The 18,635-nt window shown below is 64.3% G+C and carries 18 protein-coding genes; 2 read left to right on the forward strand and 16 right to left on the reverse strand.

The genetic code is table 11. The features are described 5' to 3' along the window. Positions 1-17 precede the first annotated feature (17 nt). The 9 genes from G452_RS0105500 to rfaD form a co-directional block, all read right to left on the reverse strand. A complete protein-coding gene (locus G452_RS0105500) occupies positions 18-1,253 on the reverse strand; it encodes an inorganic phosphate transporter (RefSeq protein ID WP_022661263.1) in 1,236 nt (411 codons plus the stop codon). Between the two features lie 64 nt (positions 1,254-1,317). Beyond that, positions 1,318-3,117 carry a sensor histidine kinase gene (locus G452_RS0105505; protein WP_022661264.1) on the reverse strand — a complete coding sequence of 600 codons (1,800 nt, stop codon included), beginning with the start codon at positions 3,115-3,117 and terminating at the stop codon, positions 1,318-1,320. A gap of 188 nt (positions 3,118-3,305) precedes the next feature. Further along, entirely contained in the window at positions 3,306-3,731 is a 426-nt protein-coding gene (locus G452_RS0105510) for a DUF4079 family protein (protein ID WP_022661265.1), read from the reverse strand. Positions 3,732-3,740: 9 nt separating this feature from the next. Next, a complete protein-coding gene (locus tag G452_RS0105515; RefSeq protein ID WP_022661266.1) occupies positions 3,741-4,226 on the reverse strand; it encodes a cytochrome P460 family protein in 486 nt (161 codons plus the stop codon). 170 nt (positions 4,227-4,396) lie between these two features. Then, positions 4,397-4,600 carry a hypothetical protein gene (locus G452_RS0105520; protein ID WP_022661267.1) on the reverse strand — a complete coding sequence of 68 codons (204 nt, stop codon included), beginning with the start codon at positions 4,598-4,600 and terminating at the stop codon, positions 4,397-4,399. 16 nt (positions 4,601-4,616) lie between these two features. Further along, the gene (gene alr / locus G452_RS0105525; protein WP_022661268.1) at positions 4,617-5,750 is read right to left on the reverse strand and encodes an alanine racemase; all 1,134 of its coding nucleotides are present in this window, start codon (positions 5,748-5,750) and stop codon (positions 4,617-4,619) included. 8 nt (positions 5,751-5,758) lie between these two features. Continuing rightward, on the reverse strand, positions 5,759-7,663 hold the full coding sequence (gene mutL / locus G452_RS0105530; protein ID WP_022661269.1) for a DNA mismatch repair endonuclease MutL: 1,905 nt from the start codon (positions 7,661-7,663) through the stop codon (positions 5,759-5,761). A gap of 1 nt (position 7,664) precedes the next feature. Beyond that, positions 7,665-10,061 (reverse strand): LPS-assembly protein LptD, encoded by a 2,397-nt coding sequence (locus G452_RS18195; RefSeq protein ID WP_022661270.1) that lies wholly within the window; start codon positions 10,059-10,061, stop codon positions 7,665-7,667. A gap of 10 nt (positions 10,062-10,071) precedes the next feature. Then, entirely contained in the window at positions 10,072-11,049 is a 978-nt protein-coding gene (rfaD, locus tag G452_RS0105540; protein ID WP_022661271.1) for an ADP-glyceromanno-heptose 6-epimerase, read from the reverse strand. A gap of 239 nt (positions 11,050-11,288) precedes the next feature. Here rfaD and G452_RS0105545 point away from each other — a divergent pair, with 239 nt between their 5' ends. Together G452_RS0105545 and G452_RS20450 are read left to right on the forward strand one after the other, a co-directional pair. Beyond that, positions 11,289-12,317 (forward strand): OmpA family protein, encoded by a 1,029-nt coding sequence (locus tag G452_RS0105545; protein ID WP_022661272.1) that lies wholly within the window; start codon positions 11,289-11,291, stop codon positions 12,315-12,317. 114 nt (positions 12,318-12,431) lie between these two features. After that, a complete protein-coding gene (locus G452_RS20450) occupies positions 12,432-12,950 on the forward strand; it encodes a hypothetical protein (RefSeq protein WP_022661273.1) in 519 nt (172 codons plus the stop codon). A gap of 171 nt (positions 12,951-13,121) precedes the next feature. On the opposite strand, the gene G452_RS0105555 is transcribed toward G452_RS20450, so the two are convergent. The 7 genes from G452_RS0105555 to G452_RS0105585 all read right to left on the reverse strand — a co-directional run bounded on the left by G452_RS0105555 (position 13,122) and on the right by G452_RS0105585 (position 18,631). After that, positions 13,122-14,333: an FprA family A-type flavoprotein gene (locus G452_RS0105555; protein WP_022661274.1), complete on the reverse strand. Its 1,212-nt coding sequence runs from the start codon at positions 14,331-14,333 to the stop codon at positions 13,122-13,124. A 105-nt stretch (positions 14,334-14,438) separates the two neighbouring features. Next, positions 14,439-14,597 (reverse strand): rubredoxin, encoded by a 159-nt coding sequence (gene rd / locus G452_RS21060; RefSeq protein ID WP_022661275.1) that lies wholly within the window; start codon positions 14,595-14,597, stop codon positions 14,439-14,441. Positions 14,598-14,679: 82 nt separating this feature from the next. Next, the gene (locus G452_RS0105565; RefSeq protein ID WP_022661276.1) at positions 14,680-15,069 is read right to left on the reverse strand and encodes a desulfoferrodoxin; all 390 of its coding nucleotides are present in this window, start codon (positions 15,067-15,069) and stop codon (positions 14,680-14,682) included. A 17-nt stretch (positions 15,070-15,086) separates the two neighbouring features. Then, positions 15,087-15,659, reverse strand: a complete 573-nt coding sequence (rbr, locus tag G452_RS0105570) for a rubrerythrin (protein ID WP_022661277.1) — start codon at positions 15,657-15,659, stop codon at positions 15,087-15,089. Between the two features lie 83 nt (positions 15,660-15,742). After that, the gene (locus G452_RS0105575; RefSeq protein ID WP_022661278.1) at positions 15,743-16,141 is read right to left on the reverse strand and encodes a Fur family transcriptional regulator; all 399 of its coding nucleotides are present in this window, start codon (positions 16,139-16,141) and stop codon (positions 15,743-15,745) included. 70 nt (positions 16,142-16,211) lie between these two features. Then, positions 16,212-16,592 carry a PilZ domain-containing protein gene (locus tag G452_RS18205; protein WP_022661279.1) on the reverse strand — a complete coding sequence of 127 codons (381 nt, stop codon included), beginning with the start codon at positions 16,590-16,592 and terminating at the stop codon, positions 16,212-16,214. Positions 16,593-16,612: 20 nt separating this feature from the next. Next, the gene (locus tag G452_RS0105585; RefSeq protein ID WP_022661280.1) at positions 16,613-18,631 is read right to left on the reverse strand and encodes a methyl-accepting chemotaxis protein; all 2,019 of its coding nucleotides are present in this window, start codon (positions 18,629-18,631) and stop codon (positions 16,613-16,615) included. Positions 18,632-18,635 lie beyond the last annotated feature (4 nt).

Genomic DNA, 18,635 nt, shown 5'->3' on the forward strand with positions numbered 1-18,635 from the left:
TGAAAGGTCTTGATTTTTTACAGGAACAGCCACTTCAGGAGCACGAAGATCACGATGCTCGTGAAGGCCGCGATGGGCACCGTCAGCACCCAGTAGATCACGATCTTTCCGAGCACGCGGAAGTCCACGGCGGAGAATCCGCGCGCCAGGCCGACCCCGACCACGCCTCCCACGGCCGCGTGGGTGGTGGAGACGGGCAGGCCCATGTTCGAGGCCACGAGCACGGTGCTGGCCGCGCCGAAGTCCACGGCGAAGCCGCGCGTGTTGGTCAGGGTGGTGATCTTTTCGCCCACGGTGGCCATGACCTTGTGGCCGAGCACGGTGATGCCCACTGCGATGCCCAGCCCGCCGAGCATGAGGATGCCCAGGGGCACGTCGGCCTGGGCCAGGAGCTTGTGCTGCTTGGCGATGAGGTAGATGGCGGCCACCGGGCCGATGGCGTTGGCCACGTCGTTGGCGCCCTGGGAGAGGGCCACGTAGCAGGAGGTGCCGACCTGCATCTTGCGGAAAACGCCCTCCACGGCCTCGGCGCCGTCCTCGGGGTTGATGACCAGCCGCCGCATGACGACGCGCCCCCCCTGCCAGACCAGCGCGGACAGGAGCAGGGCCACGGCCAGGGAGGCGGCCCAGTGCAGTCCCAGGCTCTGGCCCATGGGCGTCTTGTAGAGGAAGGAGAAAATCACCAGCGAGACGGTCAGCGCGACCCAGCGCGGGGCCCATTTGCGGGCCTGCTCGATGAAGTGCGCCTTGTAGAGGATGTTCCGCCGGATGTGCGTGAAGATGAAGTAGGAGATGCCCGCGGCGAAGAAGGGGGAGATGATCCAGGACATGACGATGCCGCCCATCTTCAGCCAGTTGACCACGCTGGGGCCGCCCGCGACGATGCCGAATCCCATGATCGCGCCCACGATGGAGTGGGTCGAGCTTACGGGGAGCGACGTCAGCGTGGAGATGAGCACCCAGAGCCCGGCCGCGAGCAGCGCCGCGAACATGCCGACCATGATCACTTTGGGATCGGAGATGGCCGAGGCGTTGATGATGCCCTTGCTGACCGTGGCCGTGACGTGGGAGCCGAGCAGCACCGCGCCCACGAAGTTGAGGATGCTGGCGATGAACACGGCCTGCCGAACGGAGATGGCTCTTGCGCCCACGGCCGAGGCCATGCTGTTGGCCACGTCGTTGGCGCCGAGGTTGAAGGCCATGAGAAAACCGGCCCCGAGAGACATGTAGAAAAACAGATCGTAGATGTCCATGACGGTTGGATCAGGCTCCTGGTTCGCGGGGGTGTCCTGCGCGAACGGGTTTGGTCATTCTCGCTCAGTCTCGCACCAGATGGAAGGTGAAGCGCGCTCCGCGCCCGTCTTCCGGGCGTTCTGCCCGGATGCTTCCGCCGTAGTTCTCGACGATCTGCCGGCAGATGGCCAGGCCGAGGCCCGCGCCGCCGCGTCCGTCGATGGCATTGGGGTCGCCCCGGAAGAAACGCTCGAAAACCTTGTCCTCCAAGCCTGCGGGGATGCCGGGGCCGTGGTCGCGCACGGAAAAGGCCCAGCCCTCGGGGGCGGCCTCGGCGCGGATCTCGATGACCCCGCCGTCGCCTCCGTAGAGCATGGCGTTGGAGATCAGGTTGTGGAAGACGTGCAGCAGCCCCTCCTGCTCGGCGCGCACGAGCAGCGGACCTTCCGGCAGCTCCGTGCGGATGCGCAGCCCGGCTTCCTCGGCGCGGGGCGCAAGGTCCGAGAGGGCGGCGTCCAGGATCTCCCTGGCGTCCACGGCAACGGGCGCTTCGTCGGCGCGGGCCGTGCGGTCCGAGCGGGCGAGCTTGAGCATGCTGGTGAGCACGCCGTCCATGTGGTCCGCGTTGCGCTGGATGATGCGCAGGAATTTGGCCGCGGCTTCGCGGTCTTCCGGGGGCGAGTCGAGCAGGGTTTCGGCGTAGCCCTTGATGCTGGTCAGGGGCGTGCGCAACTGGTGCGAGGCGTTGGCCACGAAGTCGCGCAGGGCGCGTTCGTGTTCCACCTCGGTCGTGACGTCGCGAAAGACGAGGATGAGCTTGTGGCCGCCCTTGTAGCCGGTGAACGGCAGCACGGAAACGGCGAGGTGTTTGCCGTTTTCCATGGTGATGCGCAGCCGGTCGCCGTGATGCTCCGCAGTCTGGGCCGCGGCGGCGCGCATGCCGAGCACGCGGTCGGAGGCGTCCTGGATTTCCAGCGGGAGGCCCGCCTCCAGCGGGGGGCGGCCGAGTCCCTGGGCGGCTTCGGGCAGAAGGTGCTCCAGCGCGCGGTTGAAGGACTCGATGCGCCCGCGCTCGTCGAGCACGAGCACGCCTTCGCCCATGCCCTGGAACATGGCGCGCAGCCTGCCGCCCTGCTCCTCGATGGTGCCGACGTGGCGGCCGATGCGCCTGGCCATGGCATTGACCGCCTCGGCCAGGGGCTGGAACTCCCTTCCCGGCACCTCGCGGATGCGCTGGGAAAAGTCGCCGTTGCCGATCTCGCGCGCCAATTCCACGAACGCGGACACGGAGCTGCCCAGGTTGCGCATGCCCATGAGCAGCAGCGCGCCGCTGGCGGCCAGGGCCAGCCCCATGGTCCAGAGTGCCCGGCTGAGGATCGTGGAGAGGCGCTCGCGCAGTTCGGAAAAGGGCACGGCCAGCCGCAGCACGCCGCGCGGCAGCCCGCTCACCGGGGGCAGCAGGGTCGCCGCGTAGATCATCTCGCGGTCCAGGGTGTCGCTGTGCCTGCGGCTGGTGGCCACGACGTTGACTTCGGCCTTGCGCACCTCCGGCCGGGTGGAGTGGTCCTCCAGTCCGCCGAGGTCCGCGAAAGGCACCATGGAATCGGCGCGCACGACGCCGTCCACGATGAAGGTCACGCGCAGGCCCATGCGTCCGCCAAGCTCCTTGCCCCAGTCGTCGAAAGCCCTGGCGTCCTCGAAGGGCGCGTGGTTGACCACGAGCCACTTCACGGTTTCCAGCTCCCGCCGCGCCCGCTGTTCCGCGTCGCGCAGCACTCCGTCCTTGGCCTCGTAGGTGGTGACCAGGAACAGAGCCAGCAGGGCCGCGGCCAGGACGGCCCAGGCCCAGAGCAGCATGCGGGTGAACACCGAGCGGGATTTCATGGCGATTCCTTACGGCTGTGGATTCTCCGGAGCACTCCCATCCTTCGCGCCATTGCCCATAGGCGTTTTGGCGCGTCCGCGAAAGCCTGTAACATGTTTGTTTCCGAATTGTAACATTGTTGAAACACGCCGGCGAACAAAAAAACCCCGCTATTGCGGGGTTTTTGAACATAAAAACAGCGCTTTTGCTAACTCAGGAGAGCTTTCTGCACGATTCCCCAGCCCGTCAGCGCCTGGCCCACGGCCAGAACGAGCAGCCAGACGTTGACGGCGGCGTGCGCCAGAGGCAGAAGAACGCGCTTTTTGGCGCGGCTGTCCATGTACCAGCCCGTGGCCAGTCCGACGAAGATCAGCACGAGCATGTTCAGTGCGCCTTCGGTGTGGTCGCCTTTGAGAAAGGCGTCGGGCCAGTGCAGCCAGACCATGGCTGCCCCTCCGAAAAAGCTGAGCAGCCAGAGGCCGTAGACCGCGTAGCCGAGGCGGACGTGCCGTTTCCATTGGAACTGGCGGGTGCCGCCGAAATGGTTCGCGTGCAGCCGCACGAGTCCGAGAACGAGGACGTAGAAGGCCAGCAGCGTGGTGAAGGCCGCCAGCAGGGGGTGTATCCAGAGCATGATTACCGCCTAGAATGCGTGCAGGAAGATGTAGTCGTTGCCCGCCACCGCGCTGTGGCAGCCGATGCAGCCGCCGGGCGTGCCGGAGGCCTGCACTGTGCCGTCCGGTGCGAACTTGGCCCAAAACCAGTCCCCGGCTTCGGGGTTGAAGCCCTTGACCTTGTACATCACGGTGATGGCCTTGAGGGTCTTGGCCTCGTCGTAGTTCTCCTTGACCACGATGGAGCCGTAGGGAACGGGCGGCTGCCGCACGGAGAGCGCCGCGTCGTTGACGTAGACCACGTGCAGCGCCCCGTGGGGCGAGCTTCCGGGCTGCATGCCCTGGTGGTCGGGCCAGTTCTTCCACTGCGTGTAGGGAGACTGCGTGGTGATGTGATTCCAGAGGTTCGCGGCGTCCGGGGGCGGCCCGTCGGGAGCCGCGAAGGACAATCCCGCGGCGGCCAGCAGGACCAGCGCGGCCAGGGCCAGTCCCTGCATGCGTGTCTGCCTGCGCATCGTGCACTCCTTGGTTGTCGTTGCCCTGCGGACGCAGGGATAAGATTCCCAAGAGCATGCCATGCCATCATGGTCGGCGCAAGCGCCTTGAATTATTATTGTGCAAAGAAAAGGGGCGGGAAAAGCCCGCCCCTTTCGCATCAACCCGCCGGACAACGCCCGGAAGGGAATCAGATGCCGCGCATGCAGTCGTAGAGTTCCTCGGAAACCTCGACGCGCACGATGCCCTTGTCCTCGACCACGCGGATGTTGCGTTCGGGGATCAAAGCCATGTCCTCTGCGATCTCCTCCCAGCGGCCCTGGAGGTTCTCGGGCGTGAGCCCTTCGTGCTCCATCTCGTGGAGCGGGTAGCTTTCGACGACGGTCCAGCTCATGGCGTTCTCCTCGTTGTTAGACGTATTCCCGCCGGTTCAGGCCGAGCAGGCAGAAAACCTCGTAGGTGATGGTTCCCCACCACGAGGCCAGATCCTCGGGAGAGATGCGGCCCGGCCCCTCTCCCCCCAACAGAAATGCTTCGTCGCCCACCTGCGCGCTCTTGCCGGACTCGGCCAGGGCCGTCACGTCCACGGCGGTGAGCTGCATGCAGACCCGGCCCACCACGGGCACGCGCTCGCCGTGCAGGCACATGCCGCCCTTGTTGGACAGGCCGCGCGAATAGGCGTCGGCGTATCCCGCGGCCACGATGGCGACGACGCTGTCGCGCCGGGCGCGCCAGGTGCAGCCGTAGCTCACGCTCTGGCCCGCGCGCACGGGGTGGATTTCCACGATGGGGGCGCTGACCTGCATGGCCGGGCGCAGCTTCGCGCCCAGGGCTTCATGTTCGGTCCCGGCCAGGGGATTGCAGCCGTAGAGACCGATGCCCGCCCTCTGGCCCTGGTGGTGCAGGGCGCCGTGGGCCAGGATGCCCGCCGTGTTGGCGATGTTGCCCTCCACGGGCACGCCGCCTTCGCGCAGGGCGTCCAGCACGGCCTGGAAGATGCGCGACTGCTCCTGAACGAAGCTCCAGTTGCCGGGTTCGTCCGCAGTGGCCAGGTGCGAGCTGGCCATGACCGGACGCAGGAGCGGTTCCTCGCCCAGGACGGAGAGCAGCCGGGGCACGTCCGAATGCCGGAAGCCTAGCCGGGCCATGCCCGTATCGAACTTGAGGCTGATCTCCAGGGGCTTTTCGGCCCCTGCCACGGCCTCGCGCAGGCGCGCCAATTGTTCCCAGTTGCCCACGAAGGGAATGATCCGGTTCGGGACCAGGGCCTTGTAGTCGTTGTCGTCCACGGGGCCGAGCAGGGCGATGATGCGGCCCCGGCAGCCGGACTTGCGCAGGAAGACCGCCTCGTCCACCGTGCCCACGGCAAAGGTGTCCGCGCCTTCCTCGGCCAGGGCCTCGGCCACGCGGATCAGGCCGTGGCCGTAGGCGTCGGCCTTGACCACGGCAAAGGCGTTGCCGCTGATGGAATTGAGAATGCGGTAGTTCTCGCGGATGGCGTCCAGGGACACGCGCACGCGCAGCTTGTTGTAGAGGATGGTCATGGGGAGGGTCACTTCCGTTTGAACAGTTTTTCCATTTCGGCAGGGGTCCAGCGCAGCACCACGGGCCGTCCGTGCGGGCAGTATTCCCGGTCCGGGCAGGCCAGCCAGGTTTCCAGCAGGGCCAGGGCCTCGTCGCGGGCCAGGGCCTGTCCGGCCTTGATGGCCGACTTGCAGGAAAGCATGGTCCAGAGTTCCTCCAGGCCGGAAGCCCCGGAATTTAGGGCCGCCCGAAGGTACTCCTTTGCCCTGCCGCTGTCGAGCGTGGGCGGGATGCCCCGGAGCAGAAGCCGGTCCGGCGCGGGCTGCTCCAGCCGGAATCCGGCTTGGCGCAGGTCGTCCCAGAGGGCCTCCAGGCGCTCGGCCTCGGCCGGGTGCAGGGGCAGCTCCAGGGGCAGGGCCAGGGGCTGGGAATCCCCGCGGGTGCGCTGCGCGCGCATGGCCTCCAGAATCACGCGCTCGTGCGCGGCGTGCTGGTCCACCAGAAGCATGTCGTGGCCCTGGGCCAGCACGAGATAGGTGGCGCTGACCTGGCCGAGGTAGGCGAAGCCGCCCACCAGGGGCGCGTCCGTTTTCGACGCCGCGCGCACCTCGGCCCGGAGCGGCGCGGCGTCAGCGCCGTGGTCACGGGGAAACGGCTCCCCGGGGCTGCTTCGTTCGCTTTCCGGCGTGGGCAGGGGCAGGCTGCCGGACCTGTTCGCGGAAAAGTCGGGCTGCCGCGACCGGAAATCGTCGTCCCGGCCCGGACCGCGCTTGTACTCCGAGTAGCCGCGGAATTTTCCGGCCGCGCCGAAGCCCTGGCCGGGTTCGCGCAGGGAGGCGGCTTCCCGCGGCGGGGAGAGGCGCGCGGCATCCGTCTCGGCACTCGTCTCGCCGTCCGTTCCGGCGACCTGGACGCCGGAGGGCCGGAGCAGCGCGCCGCCGCTGTCCAGGGCGCGGGCAACGGCCGCCCGCACCGCGGAAAATACGGCGGATTCCTCGGCGAAGCGCACTTCGAGCTTGGCCGGGTGCACGTTCACATCCACCTGTTCCGGCGGGAGGTCCAGAAAGAGCACGGCCTGGGGATATTCCTTGGAGAGCAGGCGGCCCGAATACGCCTGGCGCAGGGCCGAGAGCAGCAGCTTGTCCTGCACGGGACGGCCCCGGACCCAGAGCAGGATGCGGTCGCCGCGTCCCTGCGCCGTGCGGGGCTGGCTGGCGAGGCCGGACACGCGCAGGCCGCGCGTCTCCAGGTCCACGTCCAGAAGGCCGTCCATGACCGCCGGGGGCCAGAACGCGGCCAGGCGCTCGCGCAGGCTTTGCCCCTCGGGCAGGTTCAGGGCTTCGCGGCCGTTGACGTGCAGGGTGAAGCGCACGTCGGGCCGGGCCAGGGCCATGCGCATGATCGCGTCCTGGCAGCGCCGGGCCTCGGTGTTCTCGGTCTTGAGGAATTTGAGCCGGGCGGGAACGTTGGAAAAGAGATCGCGCACTTCCACCAGGGTGCCCTTGTCCAACGGGGCCGGGCCTGCCTCGGCCAGTTCGCCGTGGGTGACGCGGGCCTGCCAGCCCATGTCCTGGCCCGCGCTGCGCGAGCTCATCAGAAAGCGGGAAACCGAGGCGATGCTCGGCAGGGCCTCGCCCCGGAAGCCGAAGGAGGCCACGCGTTCCAGGTCGGCGAGGTCGGCGATCTTGCTCGTGGCGTGGCGCGTGACCGCCAGCTCCAGTTCGTCCGGGGGAATGCCGTGGCCGTCGTCGCGAACGGAAATGAGGCCCGCGCCGCCGCGTTCGATGCGCACGTCCACGCGCCGGGCGCCGGCGTCGAGGCTGTTTTCCACCAGCTCCTTGACCACGCTGGCCGGGCGCTCGACCACCTCGCCCGCGGCGATCTGGTGCATCAGAGCGGGGGGGAGGACGCGTATGGGTCTTCTGCCGGGCATCCTAGAACTTGAAGAGGTTGAAATGCAGGCCCAGGCGGGTGTCGTCGTCGGTCCGCGTGAATTGCAGGCCCACGTCGTAGCATTCGCCGACCCAGGTCAGGCGCAGGGTCTTTTCCAGGTCCACGCCTTCGTTGAGGTCGGTGCGGTATTCCATGCCCAGGATCAGGTTCTGCATCACGTAGATGTTGCCGCCCAGGTGCAGCACCTGCATGTCGCTCGCGCGGCGGCGTTTGTACTCGTCCACCTTCTGGAGCAGGTCGTAGGATATGAAGGCGTCGCCCACTCCCTCGCGGGTGTAGCGCAGGGTGTGCTCGTGCTCGGTGACCTGCGAGAGGTAGGGAGAGTACCACGACTTGGAGGTCAGCTCCCAGCCCGCGAACGGCTGGAGCGAGACTTCGGCCATGATGTCCGAGAAGGGCCTGCGTTCGTATTCGTCCAGTTCGTCCTTGCGCGAGGCTTCCAGACGGTCGTAGCTCTGGGAGACGCGCACCCTGGCGAAGTCGAGATAGTCGTTGGCCAGGGTAGGGGTTTCGCCGTCCGGGCCGAGGGTCACGTATTCGCGCTTGCGGTCGAAGACGTTGGTCAGGGAGTAGGTGACGAGATCCTCGCCGAAGACGCGGTCGCGTTCGTCGTAATAGGGCAGGTCGCTCTGGCCGGTCTTGCGCGGCACGTAGGAATAGTCGATGCGCGGCACGAGGCTGTGCTTGACGTCGGTCCAGCGCTCATGGCCCACGTTGTCCTTGGTCAGGGCCAGGGCGTCGGATTCCAGGCTGTAGGTCTTGTAGACCTCGGAGAAGAGCGAAACCCCCGCCTCCACGGTCAGGTTCATGGGGTTTTCGTCTTCGGAGGTGTTGTTGCCCTCGACCTGTCCGTTGGCCAGGGTGGTGTTCCCGTCGGTTTCCCACTTGTCCACGGAGTAGAATGCGCTGCGCGCGCCCACGTAGGGGATGACGGTCACGGCGTCCGTGTGCAGGGGCAGGCTCAGCCGGGGCCGCAGCTCCAGGCGCTGTCCCGTGGTGCCCTTCTCGCGTTGGAAATAGTCGTACTTGGCCTGCCCCTCGAATTCGAGCGGGGTTCCGCCGATGGAATCCTTGAAGGCGAAGGCGTCCAGCTCGGGCATGCGTTGCAGGGAGTCGTTGTCCCCGGTCTTGCCGTTGCCGTTCATGTAGGACGGGTTCTGGTTGTACTCGATTTTTCCGGCCACGCCGAAGGACTGGAAGTCGCGGGTGAGCATGGCCGTGCTCGTGCGCGTTTCCGCGTCCGCCTCGTTGATGTCGCGGCCGAACTGGTCGAGCATCTCGTCGCGGCTGGTGCGGTAGCCGTTGTAGCCGTCCGAGAACTCGCGCAGGTAGTCCTGGTCCGAGACGAGGTCCACGTCCACCATGGCCCGCCAGGACGGGGTTCCGAGGTAGCCGTTGAACTTGCTGCGCCACCACCAGCGGTTGCTGTTGGGCCGCACGAGGCCGTCGCCTTCCACCGGGTCGTCCTCGTTGCTGTCCTTGCGGTAGGTCATGGCGTCGTTGAGCCAGTCGAAGCGCCAGAAGCCCTTGGTGTAGGAGTCGTCCGCGTGGCGCAGTTCCAGGCCCTGCATGTAGCCGCGCTTGCTCATGAAGTGCTGGTAGAAGGTGGCGTCCACCTCTTCGCTGACGGCCCAGTAATAGGGCATGTTCAGCCGGAAGCCGAAGCGGGAGCTGCTGCCCACCTCGGGCATGAGGAAGCCGCTTTGCCGCTTGCCCCCGCCAGCGGGGAGCTTCATGTAGGGCAGGTAGGCCACGGGCGTGTCGCGTATGCGGAAGGTCGTGTGCCAGAGCGTTGCGTAGCCGTCCAGGGTGATGTCGCCTTCCTGGGCCTGCACGGACCACGCGGGCTTCTCCCCGCTGCACGCCGTGACCTTGGCGTCCTTGAAGGTGTAGCTCGCCCCGCTGTATTTGCGGATGTAGGAAGACTCGAAATAGAGATGCGGCTTGACCATGAAGACCTTGCCGTCCTTGAGCCAGCCTTCCTTTTTCTTCAGGTCGAACTCGGCCTCGGCCGCCTCCAGGAAATCCCCCTGCCACATGGCGCGGACATTGCCGCGCAGCAGCAGCCAGCCGGTTTCGCGGTAGTAGCGGGCGAAGTCGGCCCGGAGCGTTTCCGTGCCGTCCGTGAAGGTGGCGTTGCCCTCGACCTCCACATACTGGCTGTCGTGCTCCGCAATGATCTTGTCCGCGGTGAAGGTCCACTCGCCCTTTTCGCGCGGGGCCTGGTCCGTTTCGTTGAAGGTCAGGTCGCGGTCCGAGGCGTAGCGCCGCTCCATGCTCATGGGCGTCTTCTCGCCGAACAGCAGCCAGGGCTGGCCTGCGAAGAAGCAGGTCAGCGCGAGGGTGCAGACGAGAATCGGAACCAGGCGGCGCTTCAAATCGAAACCTCTAGCTTGTGAGGTGGATATCGTCCGTTGCCAGGTAGTTCTTTACGTAGTCCGCAGCGCCTTCCTCCAGGGAGGTGAAGGGCTTGTCGTATCCGGCCGCGCGCAGCTTGGTCATGTCGGCCTGGGTGAAATACTGGTACTTGTCGCGGATGGCTTCGGGCATCTCGATGAAGCCGATGTCCGGGGTCTTGTCCATGGCCGCGAACACGGCGTTGGCGAGGTCCACCCAGGGCCGGGCCTGCCCGGTGCCCACGTTGAACACGCCGCCCACGTCCGGGTGCTCCAGCAGCCACCACATCAGATCGACGCAGTCCTTGACGTAGACGAAGTCCCGTTTCTGGCCCCCGTGGGGGTAGTCGGGCCGGTAGGACTTGAAGAGCTTCATTTTTCCCGTTTCGCCGATCTGCTTGTACGCCTTGCAGATCACGCTCTTCATGTCGCCCTTGTGATATTCGTTCGGTCCGTAGACGTTGAAGAACTTGAGGCTGGCGATGTGGTCGAGGATGCCGGATTCCAGCGCCCAGAGATCGAAGAGCTGCTTGGAATAGCCGTACATGTTCAGGGGACGCAGCGCGCGCAGTCCGGCGTGGTCGTCGGAAAAGCCGAGGCGTCCGTCGCCGTAGGTGGCGGCGGAAGAGGCGTTCACGAAGCGGGCGCCGTGGTTCAGGCAGAAGCGGCAGACCAGCTGGGTGTAGCGGTAGTTGTTCTCCATCAGGAAGTCGGCGTCCAGCTCCGTGGTGGAGGAACAGGCGCCCATGTGGATGATGGCGTCCGTGCGGAAGGGGTCGTGCTCGCGCACGAGATATTTGTGGAACTCGTCCCGGTGCAGATAGTCGGAATATTTCAACCCAACGAGATTCTTCCATTTTTCGCTGGTGGAAAGATTGTCCACCACCAGGATGTCGTCCACGCCCATGCGGTTGAGTTGCCAGACCATGGCGCTGCCGATGAACCCGGCTCCGCCGGTAACGATATGCATCGGGCACTCCTCGTGCTTGTCGTTTCGATGTGCTGTGCGCAGTGAGCGCGCCTAAACTATGGCTCTTACTTATTTCCGCAGCCGGATGCAACTCCGTGGGGCAAGGCATCATTCGGAGCACATGAGAAATAGCAAATACCCCCTTGCTTCAATGGGGGATATCCGATACTCTTAAAAATGAGGTTGATTACCAGAAATGCCTTTACCCAGTTGAAAAATCTTAAGGAAGGAGAAAAGTAATGGTGAACGTCAAAAAGTACACGCTGATCGCCTGCCTGGCGGCGCTTTCGGCACTGATGGTCTTCTCCACGGCGGCGTTCGCCGGAAAGAAGATCCCCAAGGTGGACAATTTCATTCTCTTCGTGGACCACTCCGGTTCCATGGCCCAGAAGTACATGGGCAGCGGAGAGACCAAAATCAAACTGGCCAAGAGCATGATGGACAAGCTCAACGCGGCCATCCCCGAGCTCGGCTACACCGGAGCCCTGTACACCTTCGCTCCCTTTGCCGGGTATGCGCAGCCCGCTCCCTACCGGACCGCGGTCATCGGTCAGGCCATCAGCGGCATTGACACGGACTACGAGATCTTCATGCGCCGCACCCCCATGGGCAACGGCCTGATCGACCTCGACCCCGTCCTGGCCAGCCTTGACGGCAAGACCGCCGTGATCATGGTCACGGACGGCGCGTCCAACATCGGCGCCGACCCGGTCGCCCAGGCCCAGGCCCTCTACGCCAAGTACCAGGGCAAGGTCTGCTTCCACGTCATCAGCTACGCCGACACGGACCAGGGCCGCTTGATCGTAGACGAGATCCGCGCTCTGAACTCCTGCTCCGTGCCCGCCGACGGCAGCGGCCTCGTGGCGGACGCCGCCGTTCTGGACAAGTTCGTCGAGGACGTCTTCTTCACCGAAGCCGCCGAGCCGCAGGCCATGGACGAAACCATCGTCTTCCGCCTGAACTTCGACTTCGACAAGTCGAACATCAAGGAAGAGATGGTTCCCATCCTGGAGCAGGCCCAGATGCTGCTGCAGGAGCGCCCGGAGCTGAACTACGTGGTCGAGGGCTGGACCGACTCCATCGGCACCGACGCCTACAACCTGGGACTGTCCAAGCGCCGCGCCGACTCCGTGACCTCCTGGCTGACCAGCCACGGCATCGCCAAGAGCCGCCTGGAGCCCGTGGGCAAGGGCGAGTCCACCAAGTTCGACAACACCACGGATGACGGCCGCTACCAGAACCGCCGCGTGGAGATCCGCAGCAAATAGAGTTGCGGGCCGCCTGAAAGGGTGGTAATTTAGACAACGATGGGTCCGGGGGATGGATCGCCCATTCCCCGGACCTTGATTGTGTTTAATAACCCCCAAACATAACGGACCGTCATGCGTCTGCACAGATTCATCATTGCCTGCGCCCTGATGGCCCTTTTTGCCATGCCCGGTTCGGCCCTTGCCGAGGAGCCGGTCGGCGACGCCGCCAAGGGCGCGGCGGATCAGGTTTCCGCAGCGGAAAGCACCGAACAGCTCACGCCGGAGCAACTCGCGGCCAAGAAGAAGGAAGAGGAGCAGCTGAAAATGCACTCCGACTTCTCGCGCTTTTCCGATTCCTGGATTGCGCGGCTGAACCGCAGCCATTCCAACGGTTTCAACAACATGAACATCATTGAGGACGGCGGCGTGTTCCGCGCCCGCTACCACCGCATCGAAAAGCGGAGCAGCGTGGTCCGGGAGTCCCCGTCCCAGCCCGGTCACTATTGCGGCATCCTGCGCTACCAGGACACGGTCTACGAGGCCGTGGGCAAGTCCCGCGAGGAGTGCACCGGCGGCGAGTTCGTGCCGGTTTCCGGAACGGCGCGCGCCTTCTCCGAAATCTTTCAATTCAAGAACGGCGCCTGGAAATAGCAAGCGCCCTTGCGCCATGTCTCGGCTCCCCTGCGGGGCGCGACAGACGGACGAAACACGAAAAAGCCCGGCCAGTTGGCCGGGCTTTTTCGTGTTTCGGTGTTCCTGCGTCCGGGGGCGCCGGGCTGCGCGCGCCGGGCGCGGAGCAGGATCAAGGCCGCTGCGGCCGGCCTACAGGCCGAGCTTGGCCTTGATGGCCTGGCCGACCTTGCGTCCCAGGTCGTAGCATTCCCCGTACGTCTCGTGGGTCGGGATGTGCTTGACCTTGACCGAGCCGGGTTCGACCGTTTCGAAGTTCATGGACTCCAGCCATTCGTTGAGAACCTTGACGCACTCCCCGCTCCAGCCGAAGGAGCCGAAGGCCGCGCCGATCTTGTTCTGCGGGCGCAGCCCCTTCATGTAGGTCAGCACGTCGGCCATGCCGGGCAGGATGCCGTTGTTGTGCGTGGGCGAGCCCACGAGCACGGCGGCCGAGTCGAAGACCTCGGTCATGATCTCGCTGTGGTGGTTGCTCTTCACGCTCATGAGCCGCACGCTCACGCCCTCGTCGACCAGGCCCGTGGCGATGGCCTTGGCCATCTTCTCGGTGGACTGCCACATGGTGTCGTAGACGAGCACGGCCTTGTTCTTGGGCTCCTGCCGGGCGAATTCCATGTATTTGTCGATGGCGAAGGCCACGTCCTCGCCCCGGAAGAAGAGGCCGTGGTCCGGGCAGAGCATCTCGATTTCCAGTTCCTTCTCGGCCAGGGACGTCAGCGTCTTCTGGACCACCGGGGAGTAGGGCAGCACGATGTTGGCGTAGTATTCGGCCATGCGCTTCTCCAGGGTGGAGCGGTCCACTTCGTCGGCGAAACGTTCGCTGGTGGCCCAGTTCTGGCCGAAGGCGTCGTTGGAAAAGGCGATCTTGGCTTCGGGGACATAGGTCAGCATGGAGTCGGGCCAGTGCAGCATCCTGGTCTCGATGAACTGCAAGGTGTGCTTGCCGATGGAGACCTCGGAGCCGGTGGGCACCACTTCCACGGGCCAGTCCGTGTAGTGGAAGTGGGCCTTCATGGCCTTTTCGCCCATGGGCGAGGTCAGGATCTTCTCGGGCTTGAAGCGCTTGACGATCTCGTCGAGGCAGCCCGCGTGGTCCGGCTCCAGGTGGTTCACGACCACGTAGTCGATCTTGCCTTCCTTGCCGATCACCTGGGTGATGCTGCAAAGCATTTCTTCGAGGAATTCGCGCTCGACCGTGTCGATGAGCGTGACCTTCTCGTCCTTGATCAGAAAGTTGTTGTAGGTGGTTCCCAGCGGGGACTTGGAATAGCCGTGGAAATTGCGCTTGTTCCAGTCCACGACTCCAACCCAGAAGATGTCTTTTATGAGTTCGACGGGCTTCATTCTTCACTTCCTTTACGGGGTATGATTGCTCAGACGAAAAAAGGAGCCGGCCAGGGGCGCAGCTCCTCAATGCCGGTGACGGTGTCTCGGCGCGTTCGGCGGATCCTACTCCTCGGGGCTGAAGCTGCTCTTGGGAGCGCCGCAGATGGGGCAGGCCCAGTCGTCCGGGAGATCCTCGAACTTGGTGCCGGGAGCGATGCCGGAATCGGGGTCGCCCGCTTCGGGATCGTACACGTAGCCGCAGACTTCACATACGTAACGCATTGCAGTTGCTCCTGTCTATCGCCCCGGAGGGGCGGAAAAACGGGGCCGGCCATGAGCCGACCCCGAAAGGGAGAGTGTCTGGTTATTTCGTGGCGGTCCAGAGGCCGTGGATGTTGCAGTATTCACGCGCCTTGAGCGGGCCGGAAAGTCCGCAGATGCAGAATTCGGCCTCGGGCTTGTCGCCGGGCTTGAGCAGCTTGCTCAGCACGACGTTGCCGACCGTCAGCTCGATCCATTCGATGTAGTGCTTTTCTTCCATGGGGTGAGCCACGCTGCCGACCTTGACAACGACCTTGTCGCCGTCCTTTTCAATGACGGGGACGTGCTTTTCCTTGGCCGCGTCAACGGTGTTCTCGGTCATGTGCTTCATTTCCTCGCCGCAACAGACCAGATCGCCGTCTCCGGCGTGGATGGCCATGACGATATTGCCGCAAACTTCGCACTTGTAGACTTCACCGAGTTTGATACCCATGAGCTAGCTCCTTGTGGTTACCAGTTGGTCGCTTTGACCTCGAAATGGGCCTGCGGATGATCGCAGGCGGGACAACGTTCCGGAGCGGCGCTGCCGGTGTGGTTGTAGCCGCAGTTGCGGCAACGCCAGACTACGGTTTCGTCCTTCTTGAAGACCCGGTCGCTCTCTATGTTGCGGATCAGGGCGCGGAAGCGTTCCTCGTGGTAGGTTTCCGCCTTGGCGATGCTTTCGAAGACGGCCGCAATGTTCGCGAAGCCCTCTTCGCGGGCCACCTTGGCGAACTCGGGATACATGCTTGCGTGCTCGTGCTCTTCGCCGTCCGCAGAGGCCTTGAGATTGTCGAGCGTGCTGCCGATCACGCCTGCGGGAAAACTCGCGGTGATCTCCGTCTCTCCGCCTTCGAGGAACTTGAAGAGCCGTTTGGCATGTTCTTTCTCATGCCCGGCGGTTTCCTCGAAGATCGCCGAAATCTGAACGTAGCCTTCTTTTTTGGCCACGCTGGCGAAGTACGTGTAGCGGTTGCGGGCCTGGGATTCGCCCGCAAACGCGGTCAGCAGGTTTTTTTCGGTACGGGTTCCTTTGAGCGACATGAATAGTCTCCTTCAAGCAAGGACGATCAAGCCCATGCTTTAGCATAAGAACGTGAGGGGGGAAACCTTTTCGCTGTAAATAATCAACAGGTCTTGGAAGCGCAGGCCGGGCAGGTTCCCTCGAATTCGATGTTGCATTCGTCGATGTCGAAACCCATGCAGTCCTCTTGCGCGAGCAGAGGGGCTTCCAGGTGCACGGGGACGTCCTCGACCCGGTGGCAGGTTTTGCAGCGGATATGGGCATGCGGCATGGCGTTTCCGTCGAACCGCTTCTGGGCGCCGGCCGGGCCGACCTTGCGGGCGAGGCCCTGGGCGCAGAGAAATTCAAGGTTGCGATAGACCGTTCCGAGGCTGATCCTCGGCATGATCTTCCGAACCATGTCGTAGACTTCGTCAGCAGTGGGATGGGAGGTAACTTTCCGGAGTTCCTCAAGAATGACTTTGCGTTGCTTGGAAAGCCTGAACTGGGTTTGTTCTTCCATGGTACACCTCTCCGTATTGGTGGGAATAATTCCTAATACGTTTAAGCGTACCTGTCAAGTAGAGATGGGCTCAATACGAATTGCGTTTGATCATCAACAAACCTTGATCGGGTTCAAAGGAGATCAGCGCCTGCAATTCGGCGGTGCCGTGCCGCAGCGGCTCCGTGAACTGCACGCCGAACTGGTCTCCGTCCTTCCAGCGAACGCTGCCTGTGAGCTCGGCAAGCTCTGTTTCGCGGGGGATGCCGAGAACGCGGATGGTCACGTCTTCGCCGGGTGAAAGCTGGGGAGGATTGGCGATGTCGCGTGCCAGGAGAAGGCGCATGCCTCCCCGGCTGATGTCCACCAGGGAGGCATTGCAGGAATTGTTCGCTCTGCGGATTTCGCAGTTGCGGTTGTACCCGTAGGCGCGCAGGTACTTCCTGCGCTCTGCGGAGCTTGAAGGCCTCATTTCCAACTCCTCAAGCGTGCTTACTTGCGAAAGCCGGATACCAGTTCTGCCAGTTGCGTCGCCATGCTCGCCACTTCGCGGATGCGCGAGTTGGCCTCCTGGATGCCGCGCGACACTTCCTGGGAAAGGTTGCTGATTTCGTTGACGTTGTTGTTGATCTCGTCGCTGGTGGCGGACTGCTCCTCCGCAGCGGTGGCGATGTTGCGGACCATGTCCGCGATGAGGTCGGACTGGCTGACCACCTCGCCGAGCACCTGTCCTGCCTCTTCGGCCATCTTGGAGGTGCGGACCACGCGGCCCTGCGTGGTGTCCATTTCCTTGACCACGTCGGCGGTGGACTCCTGGATCAGGGCCACGGCGTCTTCCACTTCCTTGGTGGCGTGCATGGTCTTTTCCGCCAGCTTGCGCACCTCGTCCGCGACGACGGCGAAACCTCTCCCGGCCTCGCCCGCGCGGGCGGCCTCGATGGCCGCGTTGAGCGCCAGCAGGTTGGTCTGGTCGGCGATGTCGTTGATCACGGCCATGACCTGGCCGATGTTCTGGGCGCGCTGGGTCAGCTCGTGCAGGGTCTTGGCGGTGTCTTCCGTGGTGCGGGCGACGCCGTTGATCTCCTGGACCGTGCTCTGGACCACGCCGCCGCCGTCCTGGGCGACCTTGTTGGCCTTGTCCGCGGCTTCCGCGGTTTCCGAAGCGTTGCGGGCGACTTCCAGCACCGTGGAGTTCATTTCCTCCATGGCCGTGGCCACCCGGCCGGTCTGGTCCGCCGTGGAGTCCACGCCGCTGGTCAGGCTGTCCATCTGGCGCTGGAGCTCGTCCGAGGCCTTTTCCAGCGACATGGCTACGCTGGTGACCTCGTTGGCCACCTGGAGCAGGGCGGCCTGCTGCTGTTCGATGTCCCGGCGGTCCCGCTCTTCCTGGGAAAGGTCGATGAGCACGCCGATGGCCCCGACGACCTGGTTCTTGGCGTCGCGCAGGGGCGAGACTTCGTAGTGCAGGGGAAAGTCCACTCCGTCGTCGCGGGTGTAGCGCATGTTGCCGCTGTCCGACTGTCCGGAGGTGATGACCTGATTGGTGGCGCTGGTGCCGCCTTCGCCGAAGAACACCTCGGAAACGGTCCGGCCGAGCACGTCCTTGTCGCCCTTGCCGAGAATGGCCTTGAGCGGCGCGTTGACGAATTCGATGCGTTCCTGGCTGTCCGCCACGAACATGGGCACGATGATGCCCGAAAGCACGCTCTTGTTGTATTGGAGCTGGTCCTTGATCTGGCGGACCATCTCGGAGAGGTCGTCGCCGAGGCGGCCCAGTTCGTCCGCGCCCGTGACCTGGAACTGGGCGTCGAGATTACCGGCGCTGACCTTTTCCGTGGCCTCGGCGATGTCGCGGATCTTGTTGACCACGGCGAACTTGATGAACAGGAGCAGGGTGGCGATGAGGGCCAGCCCGCCCACGAGCGAAATTCCCGCCGCCTTGACCTGATTGCTGCGCAGGGTGTTGAACTGGTCGTCGACATGCTGGGCCACGACCATGCCGCCGAGAATCTCACGGCTGCGGCCATGGCAGTGGTAGCATTCCGGAGCGTTCTTGATGGTGTTGATCTGCACGAAAAGGCGCTGGCCGTTCATCTCGATGAGCTTGCCTTCGGCGATGTCGTTCTGGAGGCTCTTGCGCACCAGTTCGGCCAGTCCGTCGTGATCCTCCTCGGCGTAGATGCTTTTGCGGACCGCGCCCGGCTCGGTGGAGTAGGCGATCTCCCCCTGGTAGTCGAACATGTGCGCCCGGATGTCGTCGTAGCGCGCGCCCAGGGAGTTGAACTGGGCCACGGTGCCTTCGTCGTCGCCGATGGACATGGGTTTTTCCACGCCGAGGCGGAGCAGGTCCGAGGTCTTGGCAGCGGTCTGGTGCACGTCCTCCACGATCATGTCGTACTCCCAGAAGGAGTTGTAGACGAACAGTCCGATGAAGGCCGCAAGAATCAGGCCCGTGGTCAGGAACATCACCTTGATGCCGAGGGAACGCCGGAAGATGTGCAGCAGGTCCATGTCG

The organism is Paucidesulfovibrio longus DSM 6739, assembly GCF_000420485.1.
GTDB classification, from domain to species: Bacteria; Desulfobacterota; Desulfovibrionia; order Desulfovibrionales; family Desulfovibrionaceae; genus Paucidesulfovibrio; species Paucidesulfovibrio longus.